Here is a 20733-nt window from a genome sequence, read left to right on the forward strand (position 1 = left end):
AACCCGGCCTACCAGGCCGGCGCCTTGACGGGAAACACCGGCGGCCACACCAGCGGCGTGCGCTTGCCGGCCGCGCTCGCGGTCAGCCGCACATACACCTTGGCGCGGCTGTCGCGGGTGGCGATGCGGCCGTCGCCGACGGCGGTCATCGGGAATTCAAACTTGAGCAGCGGCGAGCGCGCGGCCGTGGCGGAACCGCCCTCGGCCTCGCGGTAGGCCGACACCAAACTCAGCAGCGACCACGGATCGTCGAAGCGGTAGCTGACGGTGCGGCCGTCGACCGTCATGCCGGGATGGCCGGGCTCGGCCTGCGGCGTGACCGGGCCGTCCTGCGCCACGCGCAAGCTCAGCACCACCGGCAAGCCCGGCTCCCAGCGCAGCGCACGGGCGGCCTCGTGCTGGTGCACGGTCTGGCCGCCAATGGTCAGCGACCAGTCGATGATCTTGTTACCCTCGCTTTCGGCGGCGGGGTTGGCGCGGAACTCCACCATCACGTCCAGGCCGGCGGCCTGGCCTTCCTCGCCCGGATACAGCGGCGCCAGGAAGTCGCGCACCTTCTGCATCTGGTCGTCGGCCTTGCGCACCGTGCTGGCCGGCGACGGCCGCGTCGGGTCGCGGTCGGAGGCCAGCGCCAGCGCATGGGCCTGGTCGAACAGCTTGAGCGACGCGCCGACCTCCTCGACATCGGCGGCCGGCACGCGCTCGCCCTTGGCGTCGGCGGCCGGCGCGCGGAACGGCGCGCGGTTGGCCAGGCCGGCGTTGAAGGCATCGGCAAAGCGGGTCCAGGTGTCCTGGTAGCGGGTCTGCGTCAGCTCGCGGCAGCGCGAGTACAGCCCGGCCTGCAACAGCTGCAGGCGCTGGGCGAACAGGTCGCCGGCGCGGCGCTGGGCCGCGCGCGCCGACAGCTTGTCCAGGCAGTTGTCGATGCTCAGGTCGGTCGCGCCCACGATGAACTGCTCCAGCATGGTCAGGCTGCTGCTCGGGCTCTTCAGCTTGTAGCGCCCCAGGTCGGCCACCGTGGCGCGCCAGCGCAGCACCGACGGCTGCTCGGCGGCGGCGCCGCCCAGCTGGTCCAGCAGCGTCTCGGCGCGCTTGCCGGCGCCTTCGATGAAGTCCATCTGGTGCCACAGGTAGGCGTTCAGCCCACCCGCATCCGCCGCGCCGAAGGCGTCCACCAGCGGCGCCTTGGCGCCGTTCCACGACTGGAAGCGCGGGTCGCGCGGCGCGAACAGGTCGGCGCGGATCAGCTCCTCGTCCAGCTGGTGCAGGCGGCTCAGCGCATCCTGCGTCAGCACGGCCGACAGATGCGCCGCCACCGCGGTGCCGCCGTTTTCCTGCAGCCAGGCGCGCACATGCAAGGCCTTCTGGCGGTCGGCCTCGTTGACCGGGGCCGGCAGGCCCTGCGCCGAGACGATGTAGGCCTGCGACAGCAGGTCGCGCGCCGTATCGGCCAGCGCCGCGTCGACCAGGCGCGCGGCCGGTCCCTGCAGCATGACCGGGAACTTCGGCACCGACTCGGCCTGCACCCGCTTGCGCAGGTCCGCCAGCGCCAGTATCTGGTCCAGGCGCGCGCCGTCCCAGCTGACGGTGGCAGCGGGCGGCACCTCCGGCAGGTGGCTGACGTGGCCGGGCTTCATGAAGGGCTGCGACAGCAGGCCGTTGAGCGCGGCCAGCAGCGCCTTGCGGTCGGCCGAGAAGCCCCACGCGGACTTGGTCTCCGACCATTCCAGCCCCAGGCTCAGCCGCTGCGCATGGTCCGCGTCCGGCATCGGCGCGTCCCACTGCGCGCTGAACCAGCGGAAGCCGTCCTCGGTCTGGCTGCGCGCATCGTCGACCGCCGGCTGGTCCAGCAGGCTGATGCCCTCCACCTGCTGCAACAGCTTGGCCCAGGCCGGCCCAAGGTCGAGTTTTTCGCGCCCCATCCAGCCGCCCGATCCCGCCAGCAGCGACGCCTCCTGCGTCTGCAGCGCATCGCGCAGCGTCTGCCAGGGAGCGATGTCGGCCTCGGCTTTCGGGTCGCCCTGGTACAGCGCGGCCAGGCTTTGGTCGATGGATTTTTCCGCCTTGAGCAATCCGTTCTCGAAGAACAGCCGGCGGGACAATGCCTTGACGCCCTGCCCGAAGGAACAGGTCAACGCTTTCTGCATCGGCTCGAGGTCCAGCGCCGGCTTGCGCCTGGCCACGTCGCGGAACAGCTCGGCGGTACGGCTCAGGTTGCCGCTCATCTCGGTACCCAGCAGTACCCGCACCACCAGTTCCAGATCCTCGCTGGAGGCCGGGCTGTCGAGCGACCTGAGCCGCTTCATCGCCTGCAAGGCGCGGTCGAGCTGGTCGACCTTGTCCACGTAAGCGCTCAGCGACGCATATTCCGGCGTGCCCCCCGCGTCCAGCCCACCGCCCTGCATCGCGCCGGCCTGCTTCATGGCGTCCGGTGCAACGCACTGCCTGCCGATGAACGAGGTGCCCGACTGGACGTCGAGCGGCTCGCCGCTCAGCTGGCTGACGTGGGTGTAGGCCGCGCGCAGCAGCGGCTCGAAGGCGTTCTCGGCAAAGTCCCGTTCCATGCGGCGCTGCACCTGGTCCTGCAGATTGTCGAACCACGGCCACGAACCGGGCAGGAAGGGCGACCACAGCCGGGCATTGGCGATCAGCTCGATACCGTTCAAGGTCTCCTTGGCGCGCTGCTGGCTCTGCTGGGTGTCGAGTACATTGCGGTGTTTCGCCAGCCGGCTGGCGTTGGTGTCGCGGCCCAGCGTTTGCAGCGACGCCACCGCCTCGCCCCCCAGCCCGTGCAGGCGGATCGTGGCGAACGCCAGCCCCAGCACCCACACCGCCGGCAGCGCGACGGCGCCCCAGCGCGCCGCGCGGTGCATGCCCGGACGGCGCATGCGGTGCACCGACGACGAGCGCACCAGCCCGGCCTCGGCAAAGATCTTGCGTTCGAAAATATCGCGCAGGAAGGCCGGCACCGCGCTATCCCGGCCCGGCCGGTAGGCCGGCGCGTCGCTGGACAGCGATGGCTCGGCCCAGTCGGGCAAGGCGGCCGGCAGCGGCTCGGCCGGCATGATGTCTTCGCCGTCGGCCGAGGCCGGCACCTGGCCGGTGCCCAGCAGCGCGGCCTCGTCGCTGCAGTCGCCGGTCAGGTAGATGCCGCGCAGCAGGAAGGGTTCGTGATAGGCGCTGGGCCGCATCAGTTCGTCGGCAAACATCTTCAGGCCGGCGCGCAGGCGCTCGACCTGGTTCGGCAGCAGGAAGTAGGCGCTGCTGTCCGAGTCCGACGGCTCCAGCGCGCACAGCTCGGCGCAGCTGTCGGACAGCGTGCGGCCGATCTCGTTCATCGCGGTGTCGATCCACTGCGCCTGGAACGGCGCCACCAGCTCGTGCGGCGAGGACCAGCCCAGCATCGAGCGGCGCAGCGGTTCCGGCAAGGCGGCCGCGAAGCGCGCGAAGCCGGGGATGGTTTCGCAATCGCTGATCGCCAGGTAGATCGGGAAGCGCAGCGCCAGCCGGTTCTGCGCCAGCCACAGGCGGCGGTGGATGGCCTTGGCGCGCGCGGCCAGGTCCAGCTGGCCGGCGCCCTCGACATCGAGCAGCGCGCTGGCCGGCAGCGCCACCACGATGGAGTCGAACGGCCGGTCCGGACGGTAGTTGCGGCACAGGCCGAGGAAATCGTCCCAGGTGGTGTTGGCCATGGCGTTGGCGTCGGACGCGTCGGCGTCGGGCATGCCCAGCGAGTCCGAGTGCAGCTGCACCGCGATGCCCTGGTCGAAGAAGTTCCAGCTGATGCCATGGGCGCCGGCGGTCAGCGTGCTGTCGGCGCTGAGCGCGCTTTGCAGCCCCGATTGCAGCAGCGGCAGCTCGCGCCCGGCTGCGCCCTCGTTGAGCACCAGCGTCCATGCCAGGCCGTAGCGTTCCGAGCGCGCGGCGATATTGTTTTCGATCAGCTCCACCGCCACGCGGAACGATTGCTTGAGCGAGTCGGCGCTGATCTGGCGCGGTTTCTGGTCGGCCGGCTTGTCGGCTTTTTCCGCGCCCTTCATCGCCGCCCAGATGACGACGGCGAACAGCAGCATGACGAGCAGCGTCAGCACCAGCAAGGTGGCGATGGCCGTGTTATCTGACAAGAAGTTCCACACTATTCAGTCATCCTTGAATAAGTCGTTCCCGCGCAGGCGGGAACCCATACTGCGCCTGGCACGATGCGGCGCATGGATTCCCGCCTGCGCGGGAATGACGAGTTATGCTCATCAAGTTACACCGTCGCGGCAAGCGCGGTGCGCACCGGCCACGACAGCCACAGCCACAATACTTCGGACAGCCCCAGCAGGATCAGCAGCGCCAGCACGAACATCAATCCGCTGCGATTGAACTTGGGCAGGCGCCGCGCCGCCAGGTGCGACAGCGTGCTGGCATACGCCTGCTCGGACAGCGTGCGGTCGCGCCCCTGCAGATCGGCCGGCCGCAGGTACACAAACTGGAACAGCTCGCGCCGGTACTCGGCGATCTTGTCCTGCTTCTGGCCGCGATACCGCCCCTGGAAACCCAGCGACAGCAGATACAGGTACAGCCGGCCGACCGCGCGGCGCGAGGCCTCGCGCTCGCGCAGCAGCTGGTCCAGGTCATCGAACACGCGCTCGCCGGCAAAGCTGGACTTGAACAGCGTGGTCTCGATCAGCACATGGCGCCAATAGCCGCGCCCGGCCCATTCGGTGTTGAGCAGCACCTCGTCGGCCAGCGCCGCCTTCAGGAAGCGGCCCTGCGCCTCGGCCTCCATGCCGGCCTTGCCGACAATGCGGCGCGCCTCCAGCGATTGCAGCTCGATCAGCTGGCACAGCTGGCGGCTGAGCGCCTCGGCGGCGGCCCTGGCCTCGCCCTCGCCCACCCGCGTGGCCGCCTGCGCCGAGCGCGACAGCACGTCATAGAAATCGCGGAACTGCACCGACGCCAGGTCCACGCCCTCGCTGATGCCGCCGCTCCAGGCCGGTGGCGACGCTGCATTGCTTGCGTTTTTCGATAGCATGCTCACGGCCTCATCCCTTTATGAACAACACCACTTCCTGCGGCCGCTGCGCCAGCAGGCTTTCGTTGGCGTTGCTGATCAACAAAGCCTGATCGGCGACGATGAATTCGTCCGACACCTCCACGCTGAACAGGGTGTAGCCGGCGCTGGCGCGCAAGCCCAGCTCGGGCGCGGCGTCGATGCGGGTGCGCGGCGCGCCCAGCACGCGGCGGTCGGTCAGCGAGGTCCACACCGTCTGCGAGCCGATCACCGCGCCCGCCATCCACTGCGTGGCCTCGCGGTCCGGCTGGCCGCGCAGGCCGATCACCAGCCGCGCGCCCAGCCAGTCCGGCTGCATCGCCAGCGAGAACGCCTGGCCGTCGTAGCCGAACACGCAGGTCTTCCATTCCTGGCTGACCTCGCCCACCAGGTCGCTCAGCGCGGTCAGCACGGCGTCGAAGGCCGGGCCGCTGTCGGCGTGGTCGTAGGCCGGCGGCAGGATGGGCACGGCGCCGGGACGCAAGGTCGCCAGCGGCCCCAGTTGCGCGCACAGCGCCAGGTACAGCGGCAGCGGATGCACGGCCGGGCAGCGCAGCAAGGCTTCCAGCACCGGCAGGTTCAGGATCAGGCTGGCCAAGCGGGCCTTCTGCTCCAGCATATTGATGCGGTCCTCGGTGCGCGACGACGGCTGCGCGGTCTGGCGCGCCAGGAACACGGCCTTGCTGCGCATATGCGTGGCCAGCTGCTGCGCGCGCTGCAGCACGCTGGAGGCGGCCGGCATGTCCAGCATCGCCGGCAGGAAGGCGCCGCGGTGCACGATCTCGTTGCCCTTGTTGACCGTCATCAGCCGCAGCGCGGTGTAGGCCGCCGACGGCACCGGTCCTGCCGCCAGCGCCAGGTTGACCGCCATGCGCGGCACGTCGGCCGGCAAGGCCTGCGACACCTCGTCCTCCACCGTCGGGCTCTCGATGCCGCGGAACATGGCCGGCTGGCCCGGCTGGCGCAGCGAGCGCGTGTTGCCGACCACCAGATACACCGACAAGTCCTGCTGCGCCATCGCCTCCGCCCACGGCGCCAGATCCAGCTCCAGCGGCAAGCCCTGCGCCAGCGCGCTGTCGTAGGTCACGGCCATGCCGTTGGGCAGGATCGCCTCCAGCTGCTGGATGCGCAGCAGGCCGGTGGTCAGCAGCGCCTCGTCGATGACGAGCGCGCGCACGCCCCAGCCGTAGGGATTGGTCGCCATCGATTGCCAGGCCAGCAGCGCGTCGACGCGCGCGCCCTCCTGCTGAAAATGCTGTGGCGTCAGCATCATGCCTTCGTGCCACTGGATGCGGTGTGAAAGTTGAGGTACGGTCATTGAGCGGCTTCCATTAACTTACTGTGCGGCGCCGGACTTGGGCTCGGTCGCCACAAAGCCCTGCGCGTTCAGTTGCACGACATATCCCGACGCGTTCAGCAGCAGGCGGGCGCGGTGCTCACCGGCATTGGCATAGCCGGCAAACACCAGCGCGCCCCAGGCCTTCTGGTCGCTCCATTTTTTATCGTTCAGCTTGATCGTCTGGGCCGGCACCAGTTCGTAGGGGTAGACCGTCAGCCCCTCGGGATAAGTGCGCTGCAATTCCTGGCGCGAGGCGAACCATTTCGCGGCCGGCATGGCCAGCAGCGAGTCGAGGACGGCCTGGTCCTTGACCAGCACCACGTCCACCGCCACCGCGCTATTGCCGTTGGCGTCCTCGGCGGCGCGCAGGGTCAGCGTCTTCCAGCTGGGCGAGGCCATGCTGGGGCCGAACAGCGCGCGCGTGGCGCCGCAGCCGGCAAACAGGCCCAGCAGCATTAGGAGCGGCACACAGCGGCGGAGGATCGATGTCATCATCAGTTGCCTAAGTCAGTCTTCAAAGCAGCCAGTACAGATCCGTCGTTCCCGCCACTGGCGGAAATGACTTCCCGCGCAGGCGGGAATCCCATAGAACCTGGGATCAGCCGCTCAGCATGGATTCCCGCTTTCGCGGGAATGACGGGTGCCTGGCGCAGGCCGTAGCCCACGCCGGCGCAAAACACTGTGAACAGAGCAATCAACAACAGGAACAACACGGACAGCGCTTGCTTGCGGGTGAAGACGAACCTCAGCGTGGACGGATGCCACACTTCGGAATCTTGCTCATTATTAATATACAGACCATCCGCCACCAAGGCAATCAGAGCCGATGATATAAGAAAGGAAAGTAAATTCCGTGGTCCCTCGCACAACACTTCGACCAGCAGAAACACCGGCAGCACGGCCTCCAGAGGCAGGCCCAGCGAGGCCATCACGAAGCCGCCAAGCAGCACCGACTTCACTCCTGCAATGCCCACCGACCACAGCGCGGCGGTCCAGGACAGCGCGCAGATCCAGGCGATGTCGCTGGCGCTCAAACCATGGTGGTACAGGTTGGCGATGAAGATCGCCAGCACCGCGAAGAACATCGCCTCGCCGGCCTTGATGAACACCGGCGCGATCGGCGACACCAGCTCCACCATGCCGCGGCTGAAACCCAGCCGCACGCTCATGCCCTGGATAAAGCCCGGCACCGCCGCCACCGCCACCGGCGAGAACAGGCACACCGTGATCGGTTCGCGCAGCGCCAGCAACACCAGCCACGGCGCCTTCTTCAGCTTCCAGCAGATGATGGCGATGGCGGCCGCGCACACCACCAGCGCGGCGGCAAAGAAGGCCGCCAGGAAGCTGCCCAGCAGGACGATGGCCTCGACCCCGGCGGTGGCGGTGGCGGCCGCGGCCAGCACAAAGGCGGCGGCAGGCAGCAAGGTATTGAAACGGTTCACCAGCGATTCCAGCGCGCGGTACATGCCCTCGAAAATGCCGCTGAGCTGGGCCGCCCGCTGCGGGTCCTGCACCGACACGGCGGCGCCGAAGCACAGCACGCCGATCAGCACCGACGGCAGCGAACCGTAGGCCAGCACGCCGAAGAAATTGTCCGGCACCAGCGCGCCGATGTCCCACAGCCCGGTGGCGCCGTCGTCGCTGCCGCGCATGGTCATGGTGAACTGCGATTCCGAGCGCAGCGCCAGCTTGCCCAGCGCCGCCGTCTGCTCCGGCGACATGCCGGAGCCGGCCCCGCCCAGTTTGGCCACCAGCACGCCCACCACCGCGCACAGCAGCATCGCCAGCAGCGCCATGCCGGCCAGCCGCGCCAGCCGCGCGCCGGAGCCCGGCTCCGACGGCAGCCGCTGCAAGCCGAAGTAGACCGCCAGGATCACGAACGGCAGCGCCGCCATCTGGATCAGCGACAGGTACAGCATCGACACCGCCGCCAGCATGGTCGCGCTGTCGGGAAACAGCGTGCCGATCCAGCCGCCCAGCAGCATCGCGCCCAGCAGCGTGGCAGGATGCTGGAAAATATCCCTGATCTGGAACATGGCGGGTTTGACGAGGGTCTGCATGGCTAGAGCTTGACGGGTTCGGCGCAGATGGTGGCCACGGCGGCGCAGCTGCCGATCACCGTGACGGCCGTGCGCGCCATGGCGCAAATCGGATCGACCGCGATCAGCAGGATGAAGGCGGCCTCGAACGGCAACGTCAGGTAGCTGCAGATGGTGCCGACCAGCGACACCGTCACCACGCCCGCCATGCCGGACGACGCAAAGCCGGACAGCACCGACACCAGCACCAGCAGGCCCAGGTCCAGCGGCGACATCGCGCGGCCGTACAGCGCGGCGATGAACAAGGTGCTGCAGACGAAATACGCCACCGCCCCGACCCGCAGCAGCGAGATACTGAGCGGCACCAGCAGCTCGACCCGCGCGCGCGCGAACTGCAGCTGGTCGACCAGGCCGCTGACCATGGCCGGCATGCAGGTGGCGCTGTTGTTGGTGGCCACGCCAAGCGCGAACGGCTCGCGCATCGCCGCCAGCACGGCGCCGTAGGGCACGCTGGCGCGGCGGCTGATGAGCGCCATCGCCAGCGCCATCAGCAGGCCGGACACCAGCAGGAACAGGATCACGAAGCCGGCCATCGCGGCGATCGGCTGCAGGCCGGTCTGCGCCACCTGGCTGGCCGCCATGCACACCAGCACGAACGGGACCGGCAGGTTGACCCAGCGCGTCAGCGTCTGGCAGGCGTGGTAGATGGTCTCCAGCGCCTGGTGCAGGCCGCCCGAGATGCGGCTCGGCACCTGGCCGGCGGCAAAGCCGAACAGCAGCGCGAACACCAGCGCCTTGAGCGTCTCGCCATTGGCCAGCGAGGCGAAGATGTTTTGCGGGATCAGCGATTGCAGCACGTCCTTCAGGTCGGTATGGTGGGGCGCCACCTCCTCGGTGCGCAGCGCCATTTCGGTATTGCTGCTCTCGCTGTCGGCACTGACGATCTTGCCCAGCGCGGCGCGGGTCTCGGCCGGCAGGTTGCCGCCCGGCCGCACCAGCAGCGAGCCCGCCGTCGCCAGCACCGCCACGATCAGCGAGAAGCTGATGAACACCACCACCACCCGCTTGAAGATGCGTGCCGCACCGCCGTCGCGGTACAGGTTTTGCAGGCTGAAGATGACGGCCGAGATCATGAACGGCAGCACGATCATCTTCAGCAGGTCGACATAGACCACGCCTACCGCGCCCAGGTGGCGCGACAGCGACGGCGCGGCCCAGCCCAGCAGCCCGCCGGCCAGCACGCAGCCGATCACGGTCCACGGGTTCAGGGCCCAGTGCTGGAAACGCTGCATGCCGGTTGGAGCGTCCACGTGGTCTCCTTATTTGATGGCTTTGAGCACGCTGCTGGCGGTGGGCTTTTCAGCCCGCTGCGCAATCAGCTCGTTGACGAAGGACAGCAGGGTCAGGTCGCGGATGCCGACCATGATGCTGAGCGGCGACTCCAGGTCGTTGAAGGTGACGGTGCGCAGCGTCAGCGCCAGGCTGGGGTCGTTGTTCACGATCTGCATCACCTCCAGCTCGTCGCGGTAGGCCGCCACCACGTCGCCCTTCTTGGCGGCGTTGACGGCGTCGGTCCAGGTCGGGTAGCTGACCAGCTTGGCCTTGGGGAAGTTGCGGCGGCCGAATTCCTCCCACGACGAATTGGCGATCACGCCGATGGTGCCGCTGAAGTGGCGGATCACCTGCGGCAGCGGCCGGTCGCCAGCCATCTCGGCGAAGCGGATGCGGTTGATCAGCAGCGCGTGGCCGAGCCGCATGTAGGCGACGGAAAAATGCACCGACTGCCCGCGCTTGAGCGTGCGCGCCAGGCGGCTGATGCCGAGGTCGGCCTGGCCGACGGCAACCGTGTCGGCCACGCCGTCAAAGGTCTTGGGGCTGCGGTCGAAGCGCACCGGCACGCCCAGCTCCTTGCCGATCAGTTTGGCGAGATCGACGTCGGTGCCGACCAGGTCGCCGTTCTTGACGGAGAAGAACGGCGGATTGTCCGCCGCCAGCATGGCCACCACCAGCTCGCCATGATTGACGATGCGGGCGATCTCCGGCGCCAGCAGGCGGCCGTCGGCCACCTTGACCAGCGGCGAGCGGTCCGCATCGGCGGCCGAGGCCGACGCCGACGCGCGCGCCTTCTGCCCGCCCTGCGCCCATGCCGCGCCGCACACGCCAAGGCCCATGCACAGGCACAGGCACAGCGCGGCCAGCAAGGCATTGCGCATGCGGCTCATAGCGCGCTTCATTGCGCGGCCTTTTGCGCGGCGTTCACGCGCTCGGTCACGGGTGCGGCGGCCGCTGCGGCCTCGCCGGTGATCTTGCCCTTCAGCTGCTGGCGGGCGCGGTTTGCCGCGTTGTCGGCCACGGCCGGCACGGCACGCGCGGCCATGCTGTGGCCGACCTGGTAGCCCAGGGCAAACAACAGCACCAGCATCGCCACGCCGGAGAAGATGGCCAGCGCGATCAGGCGGGGAGTAAGGCTGAATCGATATTCCATGGTGGCGGTCGCGGTGAGGAGTTCAAGGAATGGAAACGGTGGTCTGGCCCGGCGCGTTAATCTCGATCACGCCGCCCCACATGCACATCAGTTTCGACGAATTGTTCAGCGCCGGCATATTGCCGATCAGGACGGTCGGCGAGCCCGGCACCCACGGCGCGGTGGTGGCCGGGATGCACGGCATCGGCGTCAGCACGCCCAGCGCTGCCGCCGTGGCCGCCGCCACCATCGGATTGGCCATCGACTGGCACATGCCGAACGGTAGGATGTTCATCATCGGCTTGTTGTCCATGATGTTGGCGTCTGGCACGGCGGTCAGCACGGCGTTGGCCGGCAACACCATCAAGGTGCCCGGCGCCACGCCGAAGCTACATTTGAGCATCGCGCCCATGCAAGTCTGTTGTCCCATCACACGACCTCGGATAAATGGCGATGCGTCATTCCCGCGCAGGCGGGAATCCATGCGGCGCCTCTGACCATGCGGCCTATGGGTTCCCGCCTGCGCGGGAACGACTTCGTTACAGTGGGAGGGAGCGACGGGTATTTTGAAGTTCCCATCAGCTTCCCCTCACCAGCTTTTGCAGCCGGTCCAGTACCGCCGGCGCGGCGGCGGCGTTGTCGGTGCGCTTGCCCTTGGGGTCGAAGCGCGCCGGCGAGCCAACCGGCTTGCCATCGCGGTAAATCACTTCTTCCATCAGTTCGCCGCCGGGCCAATAGCGGCGCAGCGGCCCGTGCAACAGGTTGGCGCGGTAGGTGCAGGTCTGCACCACGCTGCCCTGGGCGTCGAAGTCGGTGGATTCGCCGTCCATCAGGCCGGCCTTGTAATGCGACTTGCGCACGCGCAGGCCTTCATAGAAAAATTCCGCCGGGCCGTGGATCTGGCCGTCGAGCATGTTCAGGCGCGCGGTCAGGTGGCCCGCCTCGTCGTAGGACAGCGACTGGCCGGCCGCCACGCCGGCCACCATCATCTGGCGCGCGACGCAGCGGCCGTTGACGTAGGTTTCCATCATGCCGTGCGGCACGCCGTGCTCGAACTGCGATTGCTGGACCAGCTTGCCATCCGGCGCGAACACCGACATGGCGCCATGCATCTTGCCGGCTTCGAAATGGGTCTTCATCAAGGTGCGGCCCTGTGCGCTGAACTGCTCGAACGGGCCGTGCAGCACGCCATCGCGCAGCCACGCGCGTTGCAGCAACTGGCCGCCTTCGCCGTGCTCTTCAAGCAGCTGCGGCGCGGCCTCGGCGGCGAGCGGTTCTGACGGCAATTGAGTCTCGGTCGTCATGTCAGTTCACCTTGGTCATGGCACCCTTGAGGGTCAGCATCGCGCCGGCCTCCACGGTCTGGGTGGCATCGGCCTTGCTGTTGATGACAGGCGCCTTGTTATCCATCTGCACGGCGGCCTGGTTGACCATCTTGGTGCCGGCCTTGTTGGTCAGGTCGGTGCCGGACTCGTTGGTCAGGGCGGTGCCGGCCTTGGCCGTCAGCGCCGTGCCGGCCGTGATGCCGTAGGTGGTGCCGGATTCCTCGGTCACCGCCGCGCTGGACTTGATGCTGATGTCGCCCGTCACCGTGATGGTCAGCTTGCCGTCGATGGTCAGCGCATAGTCGCCCGTCACCTTGTGGGTAAACTTGGCGCTGTTGGTGTGGGTCTCGTCGCCGGTCACCGTCAGTTCGCGCGTGCCTTTGACGTTGTGGGTCTCCTTGCCCTTCTGCACGTCGACGGTGCGGTCGCCCTCCTGCAGCGTATGGATTTCCGCGCCCTTCTTCACGGTCGTGGTCAGCGCGTTTTCGATCTCGGTCAGCATGTCCTTTTGCGCGTGCATGTACAGTTGCTCGGAATCCTTCTTGTCCTCGAAGCGCAGCTCGTTGCCCGCCGCGCCCTGCTTGGATGACCACGTGCGCATGATGGTCTGCGTCTGGTTGGCGGGCAGCTCGGCCGGCGTGGCGTTCTCGCCGTTGTAGACGCAACCCGTCACCAGCGGCCGCTCCGGATCGCCGTTCAGGTAGGTGATCACCACTTCCTGCCCCACGCGCGGCAGGAACAGCGCGCCGAAGCCCTTACCAGCCACCGATTGCGCCACCCGCATCCAGGTCGAACTCTTGTCGTCCTTGGCACCGTCGCGGTCCCATGGAAACTGCACCTTGATGCGGCCGTACTTGTCGGTCCAGATCTCCTCGCCGCTGGGGCCGACCACCAGCGCGGTCTCGCAGCCGACCGCGCGCGGGCGCGCCGTCTGCACTGGCGGACGGAATGGCACCGTCACCGGGAAGGCCTCGAAGGAATTGGTGTACATGTCGTCGCGCGCCGTGTGGTGCACGCGGCGCAGCACGAAGGCCGCGTTGAGCGTGGTGACGAAATGCTCGGACAGCGTGAACTTGGTGCCGGCGCTGAACGGATAGCAGAAACTGTCGCCGCGCAGCACCTCGGCGTTGACCTGGCTGGCTTCCACGCGCAGCTGGGCGATGGCCGTGGCGGCGGCCGCCGCCAGATGGCCGGTGGCGAACTCGTACACCGCGCCGCTGCCACCGGCGGCCGAATGCGTGCCCTCCAGCGAGGTGCTGGGATTGATGAAGTCGTAGTCGTTGACGGTGGCCTTCTTCACCGCGATGGTGTTCTCGTGGGCGAAGCGCGACACTGTGTCGATGGCGTTGTTCATGCCGGTGCGCGGGAAGAAACGCACTGCCGCCGCGCCGGCGCAATCGGCGAAGTTGGACGAAGCGTCGCCCAGCACCATCGTGTGCGCGCTGCTGCTGAAGGTGAAGAAATAAAAGATGCCGGCCTGCTCCATCAAGCGGCAGATGAAGTCGAACGCGGTTTCGTCGTACTGCACGATGTAGTCCACCGGGTCGTAGGTCTTGGTCAGCTTGTCGTCGAAGGTGATGCTGAAGGTGCCCAGCACGGCCTTGATGATGTCCGCCACCGACTTGGCCTGGTAGATCTTGCGGTCGCGCGACAAGGTCAGCAGCCACAGCATGGGCACCACCTCGGCCTCGTAGGTGGCGAAGTCCTGGTCGAAGCCGCTCTGGATAAAGCGCGACACCATGCCGCTGATGTAACGCTTGGTGCCGCCGGTGACGTCCAGCGTCACCGTCATGGTCTTGCCGACCACCGTGGCCGCGCTCAGGCTGGTGCTGCCGGAACGCATGTGCAGATTGAACTTGAACAGTTCCGAAATGCCCTCGCTGCCTTCGACGGCGTCGAGCAGCAGGTCGTTGTCGCCGAATGGCGACGACAGGCTCAGCAGGCCGCCCGGTTGTTCGAAGCCGGTCCTCATGGGTGGCCCCGCAGCGGATGGTCGCGGAAGGCGTAGGCGAACTGTTCATCGGCGCCCACGCTCATGTGGATGGCGGTGAAGGGCTTGAACATCGACATGCGCTCCAGCACCAGCGACGACAGCAGCGGCAGCACCGTCTGCGTCAGGATGAAATCGATGTTGCGGGCGCCGCTGTCGACCTCGGTGCAGCGGGCGGTGATCACTTCGGTCACGCGGTCGTCCCAGGTAAAGCGGGCGTTGTGGTTCTCGGCGAAGCGCGCCGCCAGCTTGGCCAGCTTGAGGTCGACGATGTTGCTGATCTGCTCGTCGCCCAACGGATAGTACGGCACCAGCACCAGCCGGCCCAGGAAGGCCGGGCTGAACTGGCGCAGCAGGGCCGGCCGCAGTTGCTCGATCAGTTCGGCCGGATCGGGCCGCTTGCCGTTGGCGCAGGCCTGCGTGATCACGTCCTGCGCCGCGTTCGAGGTCAGCAGGATCAGCGTGTTCTTGAAGTCGATGGTGATGCCTTCGCCGTCTTCCATCGTGCCCTTGTCGAACACCTGGAAGAACAGTTCCAGCACGTCCTGATGGGCTTTTTCCATTTCATCCAGCAGCACCACGCAGTACGGGCGGCGGCGCACGGCCTCGGTCAGCACGCCGCCCTTGCCGTAGCCGACGTAGCCGGGCGGCGCGCCCTTCAGGCTGGAGATCGAGTGCGCTTCCTGGAACTCCGACATATTGATCGTGACCATATTGCGTTCGCCACCGTACAGCATGTCGGCCAGCGCGAACGCGGTCTCGGTCTTGCCGACGCCGCTGGGGCCGACCAGCATGAACACGCCCACCGGCTTGCTCGGATCGTCCAGCTCGGCGCGGAAGGTGCGCACGCGGCGGGCGATGGCGTCCAGCGCCTGCGGCTGGCCGACCACGCGGTCTTCGAGGCGCTCCTTCAGTTGCAGCACGGTGTGGATTTCATCGGCCAGCATCTTGCCGACCGGGATGCCGGTCCAGCCTGAGATGACGCCGGCGACGATCTTCGAATCGACGCAGACCGGCACCAGCGGCTCGTCGTCCTGGATCGCCTCCAGGCCTTTTTGCAGGCGTTGCAACTGGTCGCCGCGCGAGATGCGCTCCTCGTCGTCGAGCGAGGCGTGATCGTCGGCCGAGGCGGAGATCTCGCGGCGCAGCACCAGGATTTCATCGACGGCGCGGCGCTCTTCGGCCAGCTTCTCGTTCAGCCGCTGCTGGCGCGCCTGCAGCAGCGCCTGCTGGATCTCCATCTTGGCGATGGCGGCCGCCTTGTCCTCGCCGCGCGCGTGCTGCTGGCGGGCAATGCGCAGCTCCTCGCTGTTGAGGACGATGTCGTGTTCCAGCGCCTCCAGCTGCGGCGGCGCGCCGGCCTGGCCGATGGCGACGCGGGCGCAGGCCGTGTCCAGCACGCTGATGGCCTTGTCCGGCAGCTGGCGGCCCGAGATGTAGCGGTGCGACAGGCGCACGGCGTCGGTCACAGCCTCGTCGAGGATCTCGACGCCGTGGTGTTTTTCCAATGTGGCGACCATGCCGCGCAACATGCCGATGGCGGCGTCCGTCGTCGGCTCTTCCACCTTGACCACCTGGAAACGGCGCGCCAGCGCGGGATCGCGTTCGACGTATTTTTTGTACTCGGCCCAGGTGGTGGCGGCGATGGTGCGCAACTCGCCGCGCGCCAACGCCGGCTTGAGCAGGTTGGCGGCGTCGCCCTGCCCTTCGCTGCCGCCGGCGCCGATCAGCTGGTGGGCTTCGTCGATGAACAGGATGATGGGCGTGGCCGAGGCGCGCACTTCGGCGATCACGGATTTGAGGCGGTTTTCAAATTCGCCCTTGATGCCGGCGCCCGCCTGCAACAGGGCCAGGTCCAGCGTGCGCACCACCACGTTGGCCAGCGACGGCGGCACCGCGCCCGAGGCGATGCGCTGGGCGAAGCCTTCCACCACGGCGGTCTTGCCGACGCCGGCCTCGCCGGTCAGGATGGGATTGTTCTGGCGGCGGCGCAGCAGGATGTCGATGATCTGGCGGATCTCGGCGTCGCGGCCCCGGATGGGATCGATGCGGCCGGCGCGCGCCAGCGCCGTCATGTCCACCGTGTACTGGTCGAGCGACGGCGTGGCGCCGCCGGCGGCCTGCGACGTGGGCATGGCGCCGGCCGGCGCGGTCCGTGTTGCCGACGGTGCCGACGAAGCGGACTGGGGCACGCCCGCACCGCCGCCGTCCTCCGACGAACCGGCCAGCAGCGATGGCAATTCCTGCTTCAACTGCTCGCGCGGGATCTTCAGCAGTTCCGGCGCGCTCTCGATCAGCATGCCGCGCAGGCTGTCCACTTCCAGCATCGCCAGCAGCACGGTGCCGGAACGGACCTGCTGGCTGCCCAGCAGCATCGAGCTCAGCAGCCAGGCCTCCTGGAACAGCGGAATGAAGTGCGGCGACAAGGCCGGCGTGCGGCCGTTGCCGCGCTTGAAGCCATCCATGCTGCGCTGCAGCTGCGCCATCACCGCGCTCTCGACGATGCCAAAGCGTTGCAGCACCACCACAAAATCCGGCGCCCGCTCTTCCAGCAAGGTGAACAGCAAATGCTCCAGATCGACGTTGTACTGCGTCTGCTTCACGCACAGCTCGGCCGCATGCCCCATCGCCCGCTTGCATTCGGGGTTGAGCTTGGACAGCAAGGTGCGGATATCGATTTCCATGCCGCTCAATCCTCTTCTTCCGTCGCCAGCAGGAAGTTCGCCGGCTGGTAGCGCGCGGTCGAGGCGCCGGGGCTGCACAGCCAGGTGCTCAGGCCCAGGCGCGGCGGCAGTTCGGCGGCGGCGCTCAGGCGCGTTTCCGGCTGCACCGCCAGGTCCAGCCGCAGCCGCACCTGGATGTCGCGCTGCAGATGGCGCGCCACCAGCCAGCCCAGCAGGGAGTTGTTCCTGGCGCCGGGCAGCAAGGCCGCGTACTGCGCCGGTTGCAGCGGCGGCGCGTCCAGCGCCATGCCGGCGCCCTGGTCCCACGCACGCGCGCCCAGGCTGGCCCCCATGCCCAGCCGCGCCGTCATCGGCACCGGCTTGCCGGGATCGTGCAGTTTGGCGCGGTCGCACGGCGCCAGCGCGTGCCAGCCGCCGACGAACTGCTTGCCGCTGAAACGCACACCCATGCGGTCGCGCACCACGGCCAGCAGCGACACCATCGAGCGCGGCGCCGCGCCCTGCAGGCCGGCGTGGCGCAGCCAGGCTTGCTGGCCGTCCGGCCCGCGCACGCCTTCCGCGCGGCCCAGGCTGGACAAGGCGTCCAGGCTGCGCACGATGGGCGCGTGGTTGATGCTGTCCGTGCTCAGCGCCAGATGATGCTTGCGGCGGCTGCGGTACAGGAAACCCAGGAGGCGCTGGTTGTAGATGTCCAGGAAGTCCAGCCCCGACATGTCGCGCGCGCGGCGGCGTTCCATCAGCAGCTCGGTGAACGGCATCGGCAGCGGGCCTTGCGAGCCGGCCAGGGTCAGCACCGGTGTCTTCAGGGTCAGCGGCGGGCCCGGCTGCTTGCTCTCGTGCAGCGCGCTGACGTCGCTGGGCGCGAACGCCAGGTCGACCTGCGACGACAGCCGCAAGGCCTCGTCCATGCCGACCGAGGTGCCGACGTGGGCGCGCGCAGGTTCGCTGCGTTCCAGCAGGCTGATCGCCTGGAACAGATCGAAGGCATGCGGGTCGTCCCGCAATAGCGAGATCAGATCAGACATTGGCGTCCACTCATGGCAGGCCACTGCATCCACGGTTCGCCGCCGCGCGTGACGGCCAGGCGGACGAAGGAGTTGGCGGAGGTGTACAGGGCAAAGAAGCGCGACAGCACGCCGGCCAGCACCAGCGGCGAGGTGCCGACGAAGGCGTCTGCGTCGAACTCCAGCACGATGTCGGTGCCGCGGCAATGGCCGCGCCAGGTGTCGGTGCCCAGGCGCGCCGTCGCCACCGAGGCCGCCATGCTCTTGACACCGCGCACCTGCGCCTGGTCGCGCGCGCTGTCGCCTGCGAACAACATCAGCATCTGTTGCAGGGTGTGGACGCCGGTGGTGCCGTCAACCAGCGAGCGGTGGTTCAGGCGCAGCAGCGCCACCAGCGACCACAGGGCCTTGGCTTCCATCACCGGCGGCCGCTGGGCGCTGGGCTGGTACAGCGCGCGGATATCGGTGGAGGTGGAAATGCCTTCGCCGTAGAAACGTGTGCCGGGTGCGATCTGCTCGGCCAGGCCGCGATTGGTGCACAGCAGCTGCGCGTACACCACCGGCTCGTCCGGCGTGCTGTGGACGTCGGTGCGGTCGACAAAGCTCAGGTAGACGTCGGTGCCGGTGATGCCCTTGCGCATGCTCATCTCGCGCCGCAGCGACCAGAACACCTTGGCATCCTCGGCGTCGGCGGCCGATTCGGCGAACACGCTGGGGATGATGGCCGGCCGCTCGGCGCGCGGATCGGAGGCCGTGACCGAGACCACCGAATGCACTTCCATCACCGCCTCGCGCTGGTAGTCCGGCACCAGGATGTATTCGTAGTGGCGGCGGTGCAGGCGGATCGGCTCGCTGGTGACGGGGAACAGGTTCACGGCCGGCACGCAGCCGAGCAGGAAGTTGTCGGCGCTGAGCTGCGACAGCACGCGCGCGCTGCGGTTGAACACGAAGCGCAGCGAGAAGCCCTCGCCCGTGCCCAGCAGGCCGCGCAGGCCGCTCAGGTCGAAGAACTGGAACTTGCGCGGGAAGGCGAAGTATTCCTGCAGCAGCGCGTAGGCCGGATGGGCGTGCGCCGGCTGCGCCAGGATGGCTTCGTTCTCGTCGAAGCCCACTTCGCTCAGGCTGTTGGGACCCAAGCGGTGCAACTTGCCGTCGCCGGCCAGCAGTTCGATGCGCTCCAGGCCGCTGATCAGCAGTTCGTGCAGCGGCATGGTCGTCATCAGGTCGCCGGACAGGTGCAGGCGCAAGCTGTCCAGTTCCAGCTCCGATACGTCGAGGCCGGCGTCGCAGCGCAAGTCGAGGCGCAGGGTGCGCGTGTCTTCCATCTTGATCGCCGCCACTTTCAGCGGCCACAGCGTGGTGCTCCATGCAACCTGGAAGCGGCAGTTCTCGCCGCTGGCGGCGGTGGTCGACAGCATGGCGCCGCGCGCCACCGGCATGCCGGCCATGACCTTGCCTTGCGAGGAGTCCAGCTTCATCTGCACCACCGTCATGGCCGGCACCGGCTGCGTCAGGCTGGGGCACAGGTTGTCCAGCATGGCGCCGGCGATGGTGGGGAAATCACGGTCGAGGTCGCGGTGCACGCGCGCCGTCAGGAAGGCCACCGATTCGATCAGGCGTTCCGTGTGGGGATCGGCCGATTCGCCGCCGCTCAGCACCAGCCGCTGCGCCACCTTGGGATAGCGCGCCGCGAAGTCGGCCGACTGGGTGCGCAGGTAGGACAGTTCGCGCCGGTAGTATTCCAGGATATCGTCGCTCACGGCGTGGCCGCCTGCATCGCGGCGGAACGGGCATCCAGCGCGACGTCGAAATTGACCCGGCACAGCTGCTGCCCCAGCAACACCACGGCGGCAATGGCGGCGCGCGCGGCAAAGGGCTTGGACGGATCGGCGCTCACCTGCACCTTGACGTGCGACAGCCGCGGCTCGTACAGCGCCAGGCTGCGTTCCAGCACCTGCGACCAGGTGTACAGGTCCTGGTCCGATTGCGGCGACAGGCGCAGCATGTCGGGCAGGCCGTAGTCGAGCACGGTGGGATCGCCGTCCAGATACTCGCGTATGGTCAGCGCATTGCGCACGTTGAACAAGCGCATCAGGTCCAGTTGCAGCGAGTGCTGCAAGCCGCCACCATCGAGCAACCTGCCGTCCGGCGAGGCGTGCAGCACGCCGGTCAACCGGTCAAACAACGGAACAAGCGATGCCGTGATGGCTTTAGACATAGTTTCGCAACGATACGGAAAGAGACGCGGGCCCACCCCGCGTCATTCCCGCGCAGGCGGGAATCCATAGAACGCCAGCTGAGCCTGTGGTGTATGGATTCCCGCCTGCGCGGGAATGACGGGGCAACTTGCCCGGACATCAATCCGCTTTCATCGTCTCCAGGTTCCAGTTCCAGGTGCCGGTGCCCTTCGAGGTCGAGTCGGCCTGCTGCTGGGTGTAGTCGCACTTGATCTTGGTGAAGTTGATCGAGAACGAATCCGATGGCACGCCGCCGCCGCCCGAGGTGCTGATGTTCGAGATCATGGCGTTGGTCATTTCGTACGTGAAGAAATTCATGTACTTGCCGTTTTCCACGCGCCCCACGTGCAGCTTGGCGGCGCCGATCTTGGTGCCCTGGGTACAGGCCTTGTACATCTCCGTGGTCGACAGGTCGGACATCTTCGAGAACGAGATTTCGGAAAACACCGGCCGGCCGGAAGTGCGCTCGGTGTTCGATGCATCCATTTGCAGCGGCATCGAAGCGCTGTGCGAGTACGACAGCACGATGATCTTGTCGGCATAGCCGGTGACCATGCAGTTGCCCTTGATAGTGGTGCCCAAATCCAGAATTAGTACGTCAGACATTGCTGGC

General features: G+C 67.7%; 16 protein-coding genes. All 16 read right to left on the reverse strand.

The features are described 5' to 3' along the window. Nucleotides 1–8 precede the first annotated feature (8 nt). The 16 genes from ACEN9O_RS02105 to ACEN9O_RS02180 all read right to left on the reverse strand — a co-directional run bounded on the left by ACEN9O_RS02105 (nucleotide 9) and on the right by ACEN9O_RS02180 (nucleotide 20726). On the reverse strand, nucleotides 9–4124 hold the full coding sequence (locus ACEN9O_RS02105) for a type VI secretion protein IcmF/TssM N-terminal domain-containing protein (RefSeq protein ID WP_495616010.1): 4116 nt from the start codon (nucleotides 4122–4124) through the stop codon (nucleotides 9–11). A 128-nt stretch (nucleotides 4125–4252) separates the two neighbouring features. Beyond that, complete coding sequence (locus tag ACEN9O_RS02110; RefSeq protein WP_495616011.1) at nucleotides 4253–5020, reverse strand: DotU family type IV/VI secretion system protein; 768 nt, start codon at nucleotides 5018–5020, stop codon at nucleotides 4253–4255. 10 nt (nucleotides 5021–5030) lie between these two features. Continuing rightward, nucleotides 5031–6356 carry a type VI secretion system baseplate subunit TssK gene (tssK, locus tag ACEN9O_RS02115; RefSeq protein ID WP_495616012.1) on the reverse strand — a complete coding sequence of 442 codons (1326 nt, stop codon included), beginning with the start codon at nucleotides 6354–6356 and terminating at the stop codon, nucleotides 5031–5033. Nucleotides 6357–6374: 18 nt separating this feature from the next. Next, nucleotides 6375–6872 (reverse strand): hypothetical protein, encoded by a 498-nt coding sequence (locus tag ACEN9O_RS02120; protein ID WP_495616013.1) that lies wholly within the window; start codon nucleotides 6870–6872, stop codon nucleotides 6375–6377. Continuing rightward, entirely contained in the window at nucleotides 6872–8437 is a 1566-nt protein-coding gene (locus tag ACEN9O_RS02125; RefSeq protein ID WP_495616014.1) for a cation:dicarboxylate symporter family transporter, read from the reverse strand. Before ACEN9O_RS02125 ends, ACEN9O_RS02120 begins: the two co-directional genes overlap by 1 nt. Before the next feature lie 2 nt (nucleotides 8438–8439). Beyond that, nucleotides 8440–9726 carry a dicarboxylate/amino acid:cation symporter gene (locus tag ACEN9O_RS02130; RefSeq protein ID WP_495616015.1) on the reverse strand — a complete coding sequence of 429 codons (1287 nt, stop codon included), beginning with the start codon at nucleotides 9724–9726 and terminating at the stop codon, nucleotides 8440–8442. Between the two features lie 9 nt (nucleotides 9727–9735). Then, nucleotides 9736–10650 carry a substrate-binding periplasmic protein gene (locus ACEN9O_RS02135; RefSeq protein WP_495616016.1) on the reverse strand — a complete coding sequence of 305 codons (915 nt, stop codon included), beginning with the start codon at nucleotides 10648–10650 and terminating at the stop codon, nucleotides 9736–9738. Next, nucleotides 10647–10901 (reverse strand): hypothetical protein, encoded by a 255-nt coding sequence (locus tag ACEN9O_RS02140; RefSeq protein ID WP_495616017.1) that lies wholly within the window; start codon nucleotides 10899–10901, stop codon nucleotides 10647–10649. Before ACEN9O_RS02140 ends, ACEN9O_RS02135 begins: the two co-directional genes overlap by 4 nt. A 22-nt stretch (nucleotides 10902–10923) precedes the next feature. After that, on the reverse strand, nucleotides 10924–11310 hold the full coding sequence (locus tag ACEN9O_RS02145) for a DUF4280 domain-containing protein (protein WP_495616018.1): 387 nt from the start codon (nucleotides 11308–11310) through the stop codon (nucleotides 10924–10926). A 148-nt stretch (nucleotides 11311–11458) separates the two neighbouring features. Beyond that, nucleotides 11459–12184: a toxin-antitoxin system YwqK family antitoxin gene (locus tag ACEN9O_RS02150; protein WP_495616019.1), complete on the reverse strand. Its 726-nt coding sequence runs from the start codon at nucleotides 12182–12184 to the stop codon at nucleotides 11459–11461. 1 nt (nucleotide 12185) lies between these two features. Further along, complete coding sequence (locus ACEN9O_RS02155) at nucleotides 12186–14177, reverse strand: type VI secretion system Vgr family protein (RefSeq protein WP_495616020.1); 1992 nt, start codon at nucleotides 14175–14177, stop codon at nucleotides 12186–12188. Further along, a complete protein-coding gene (tssH, locus tag ACEN9O_RS02160; RefSeq protein ID WP_495616021.1) occupies nucleotides 14174–16879 on the reverse strand; it encodes a type VI secretion system ATPase TssH in 2706 nt (901 codons plus the stop codon). Before tssH ends, ACEN9O_RS02155 begins: the two co-directional genes overlap by 4 nt. Before the next feature lie 5 nt (nucleotides 16880–16884). Continuing rightward, entirely contained in the window at nucleotides 16885–17904 is a 1020-nt protein-coding gene (tssG, locus tag ACEN9O_RS02165) for a type VI secretion system baseplate subunit TssG (RefSeq protein ID WP_495616022.1), read from the reverse strand. Continuing rightward, nucleotides 17892–19643 (reverse strand): type VI secretion system baseplate subunit TssF, encoded by a 1752-nt coding sequence (tssF, locus tag ACEN9O_RS02170; protein WP_495616023.1) that lies wholly within the window; start codon nucleotides 19641–19643, stop codon nucleotides 17892–17894. Before tssF ends, tssG begins: the two co-directional genes overlap by 13 nt. Then, nucleotides 19640–20101, reverse strand: coding sequence for a type VI secretion system baseplate subunit TssE (tssE, locus tag ACEN9O_RS02175; protein WP_495616024.1), 462 nt, complete (start codon nucleotides 20099–20101; stop codon nucleotides 19640–19642). The genes tssF and tssE overlap by 4 nt, the downstream gene beginning before the upstream one ends. 139 nt (nucleotides 20102–20240) lie before the next feature. Then, nucleotides 20241–20726 carry an Hcp family type VI secretion system effector gene (locus ACEN9O_RS02180; protein ID WP_117013237.1) on the reverse strand — a complete coding sequence of 162 codons (486 nt, stop codon included), beginning with the start codon at nucleotides 20724–20726 and terminating at the stop codon, nucleotides 20241–20243. Nucleotides 20727–20733 lie beyond the last annotated feature (7 nt).

The organism is Duganella sp. Dugasp78, from assembly GCF_059491455.1.

Excerpts from the sequence above, each read along its gene's own strand:
- ACEN9O_RS02110 (WP_495616011.1), bottom strand. The coding sequence starts at position 5,020 with ATGCTATCGAAAAACGCAAGCAATGCAGCGTCGCCACCGGCCTGGAGC.
- tssK (WP_495616012.1), bottom strand. The coding sequence starts at position 6,356 with ATGACCGTACCTCAACTTTCACACCGCATCCAGTGGCACGAAGGCATG.
- ACEN9O_RS02120 (WP_495616013.1), bottom strand. The coding sequence starts at position 6,872 with ATGATGACATCGATCCTCCGCCGCTGTGTGCCGCTCCTAATGCTGCTG.
- ACEN9O_RS02125 (WP_495616014.1), bottom strand. The coding sequence starts at position 8,437 with ATGCAGACCCTCGTCAAACCCGCCATGTTCCAGATCAGGGATATTTTC.
- ACEN9O_RS02135 (WP_495616016.1), bottom strand. The coding sequence starts at position 10,650 with ATGAAGCGCGCTATGAGCCGCATGCGCAATGCCTTGCTGGCCGCGCTG.
- ACEN9O_RS02140 (WP_495616017.1), bottom strand. The coding sequence starts at position 10,901 with ATGGAATATCGATTCAGCCTTACTCCCCGCCTGATCGCGCTGGCCATC.
- ACEN9O_RS02145 (WP_495616018.1), bottom strand. The coding sequence starts at position 11,310 with ATGGGACAACAGACTTGCATGGGCGCGATGCTCAAATGTAGCTTCGGC.
- ACEN9O_RS02150 (WP_495616019.1), bottom strand. The coding sequence starts at position 12,184 with ATGACGACCGAGACTCAATTGCCGTCAGAACCGCTCGCCGCCGAGGCC.
- ACEN9O_RS02155 (WP_495616020.1), bottom strand. The coding sequence starts at position 14,177 with ATGAGGACCGGCTTCGAACAACCGGGCGGCCTGCTGAGCCTGTCGTCG.
- tssH (WP_495616021.1), bottom strand. The coding sequence starts at position 16,879 with ATGGAAATCGATATCCGCACCTTGCTGTCCAAGCTCAACCCCGAATGC.
- tssG (WP_495616022.1), bottom strand. The coding sequence starts at position 17,904 with ATGTCTGATCTGATCTCGCTATTGCGGGACGACCCGCATGCCTTCGAT.
- tssE (WP_495616024.1), bottom strand. The coding sequence starts at position 20,101 with ATGTCTAAAGCCATCACGGCATCGCTTGTTCCGTTGTTTGACCGGTTG.
- ACEN9O_RS02180 (WP_117013237.1), bottom strand. The coding sequence starts at position 20,726 with ATGTCTGACGTACTAATTCTGGATTTGGGCACCACTATCAAGGGCAAC.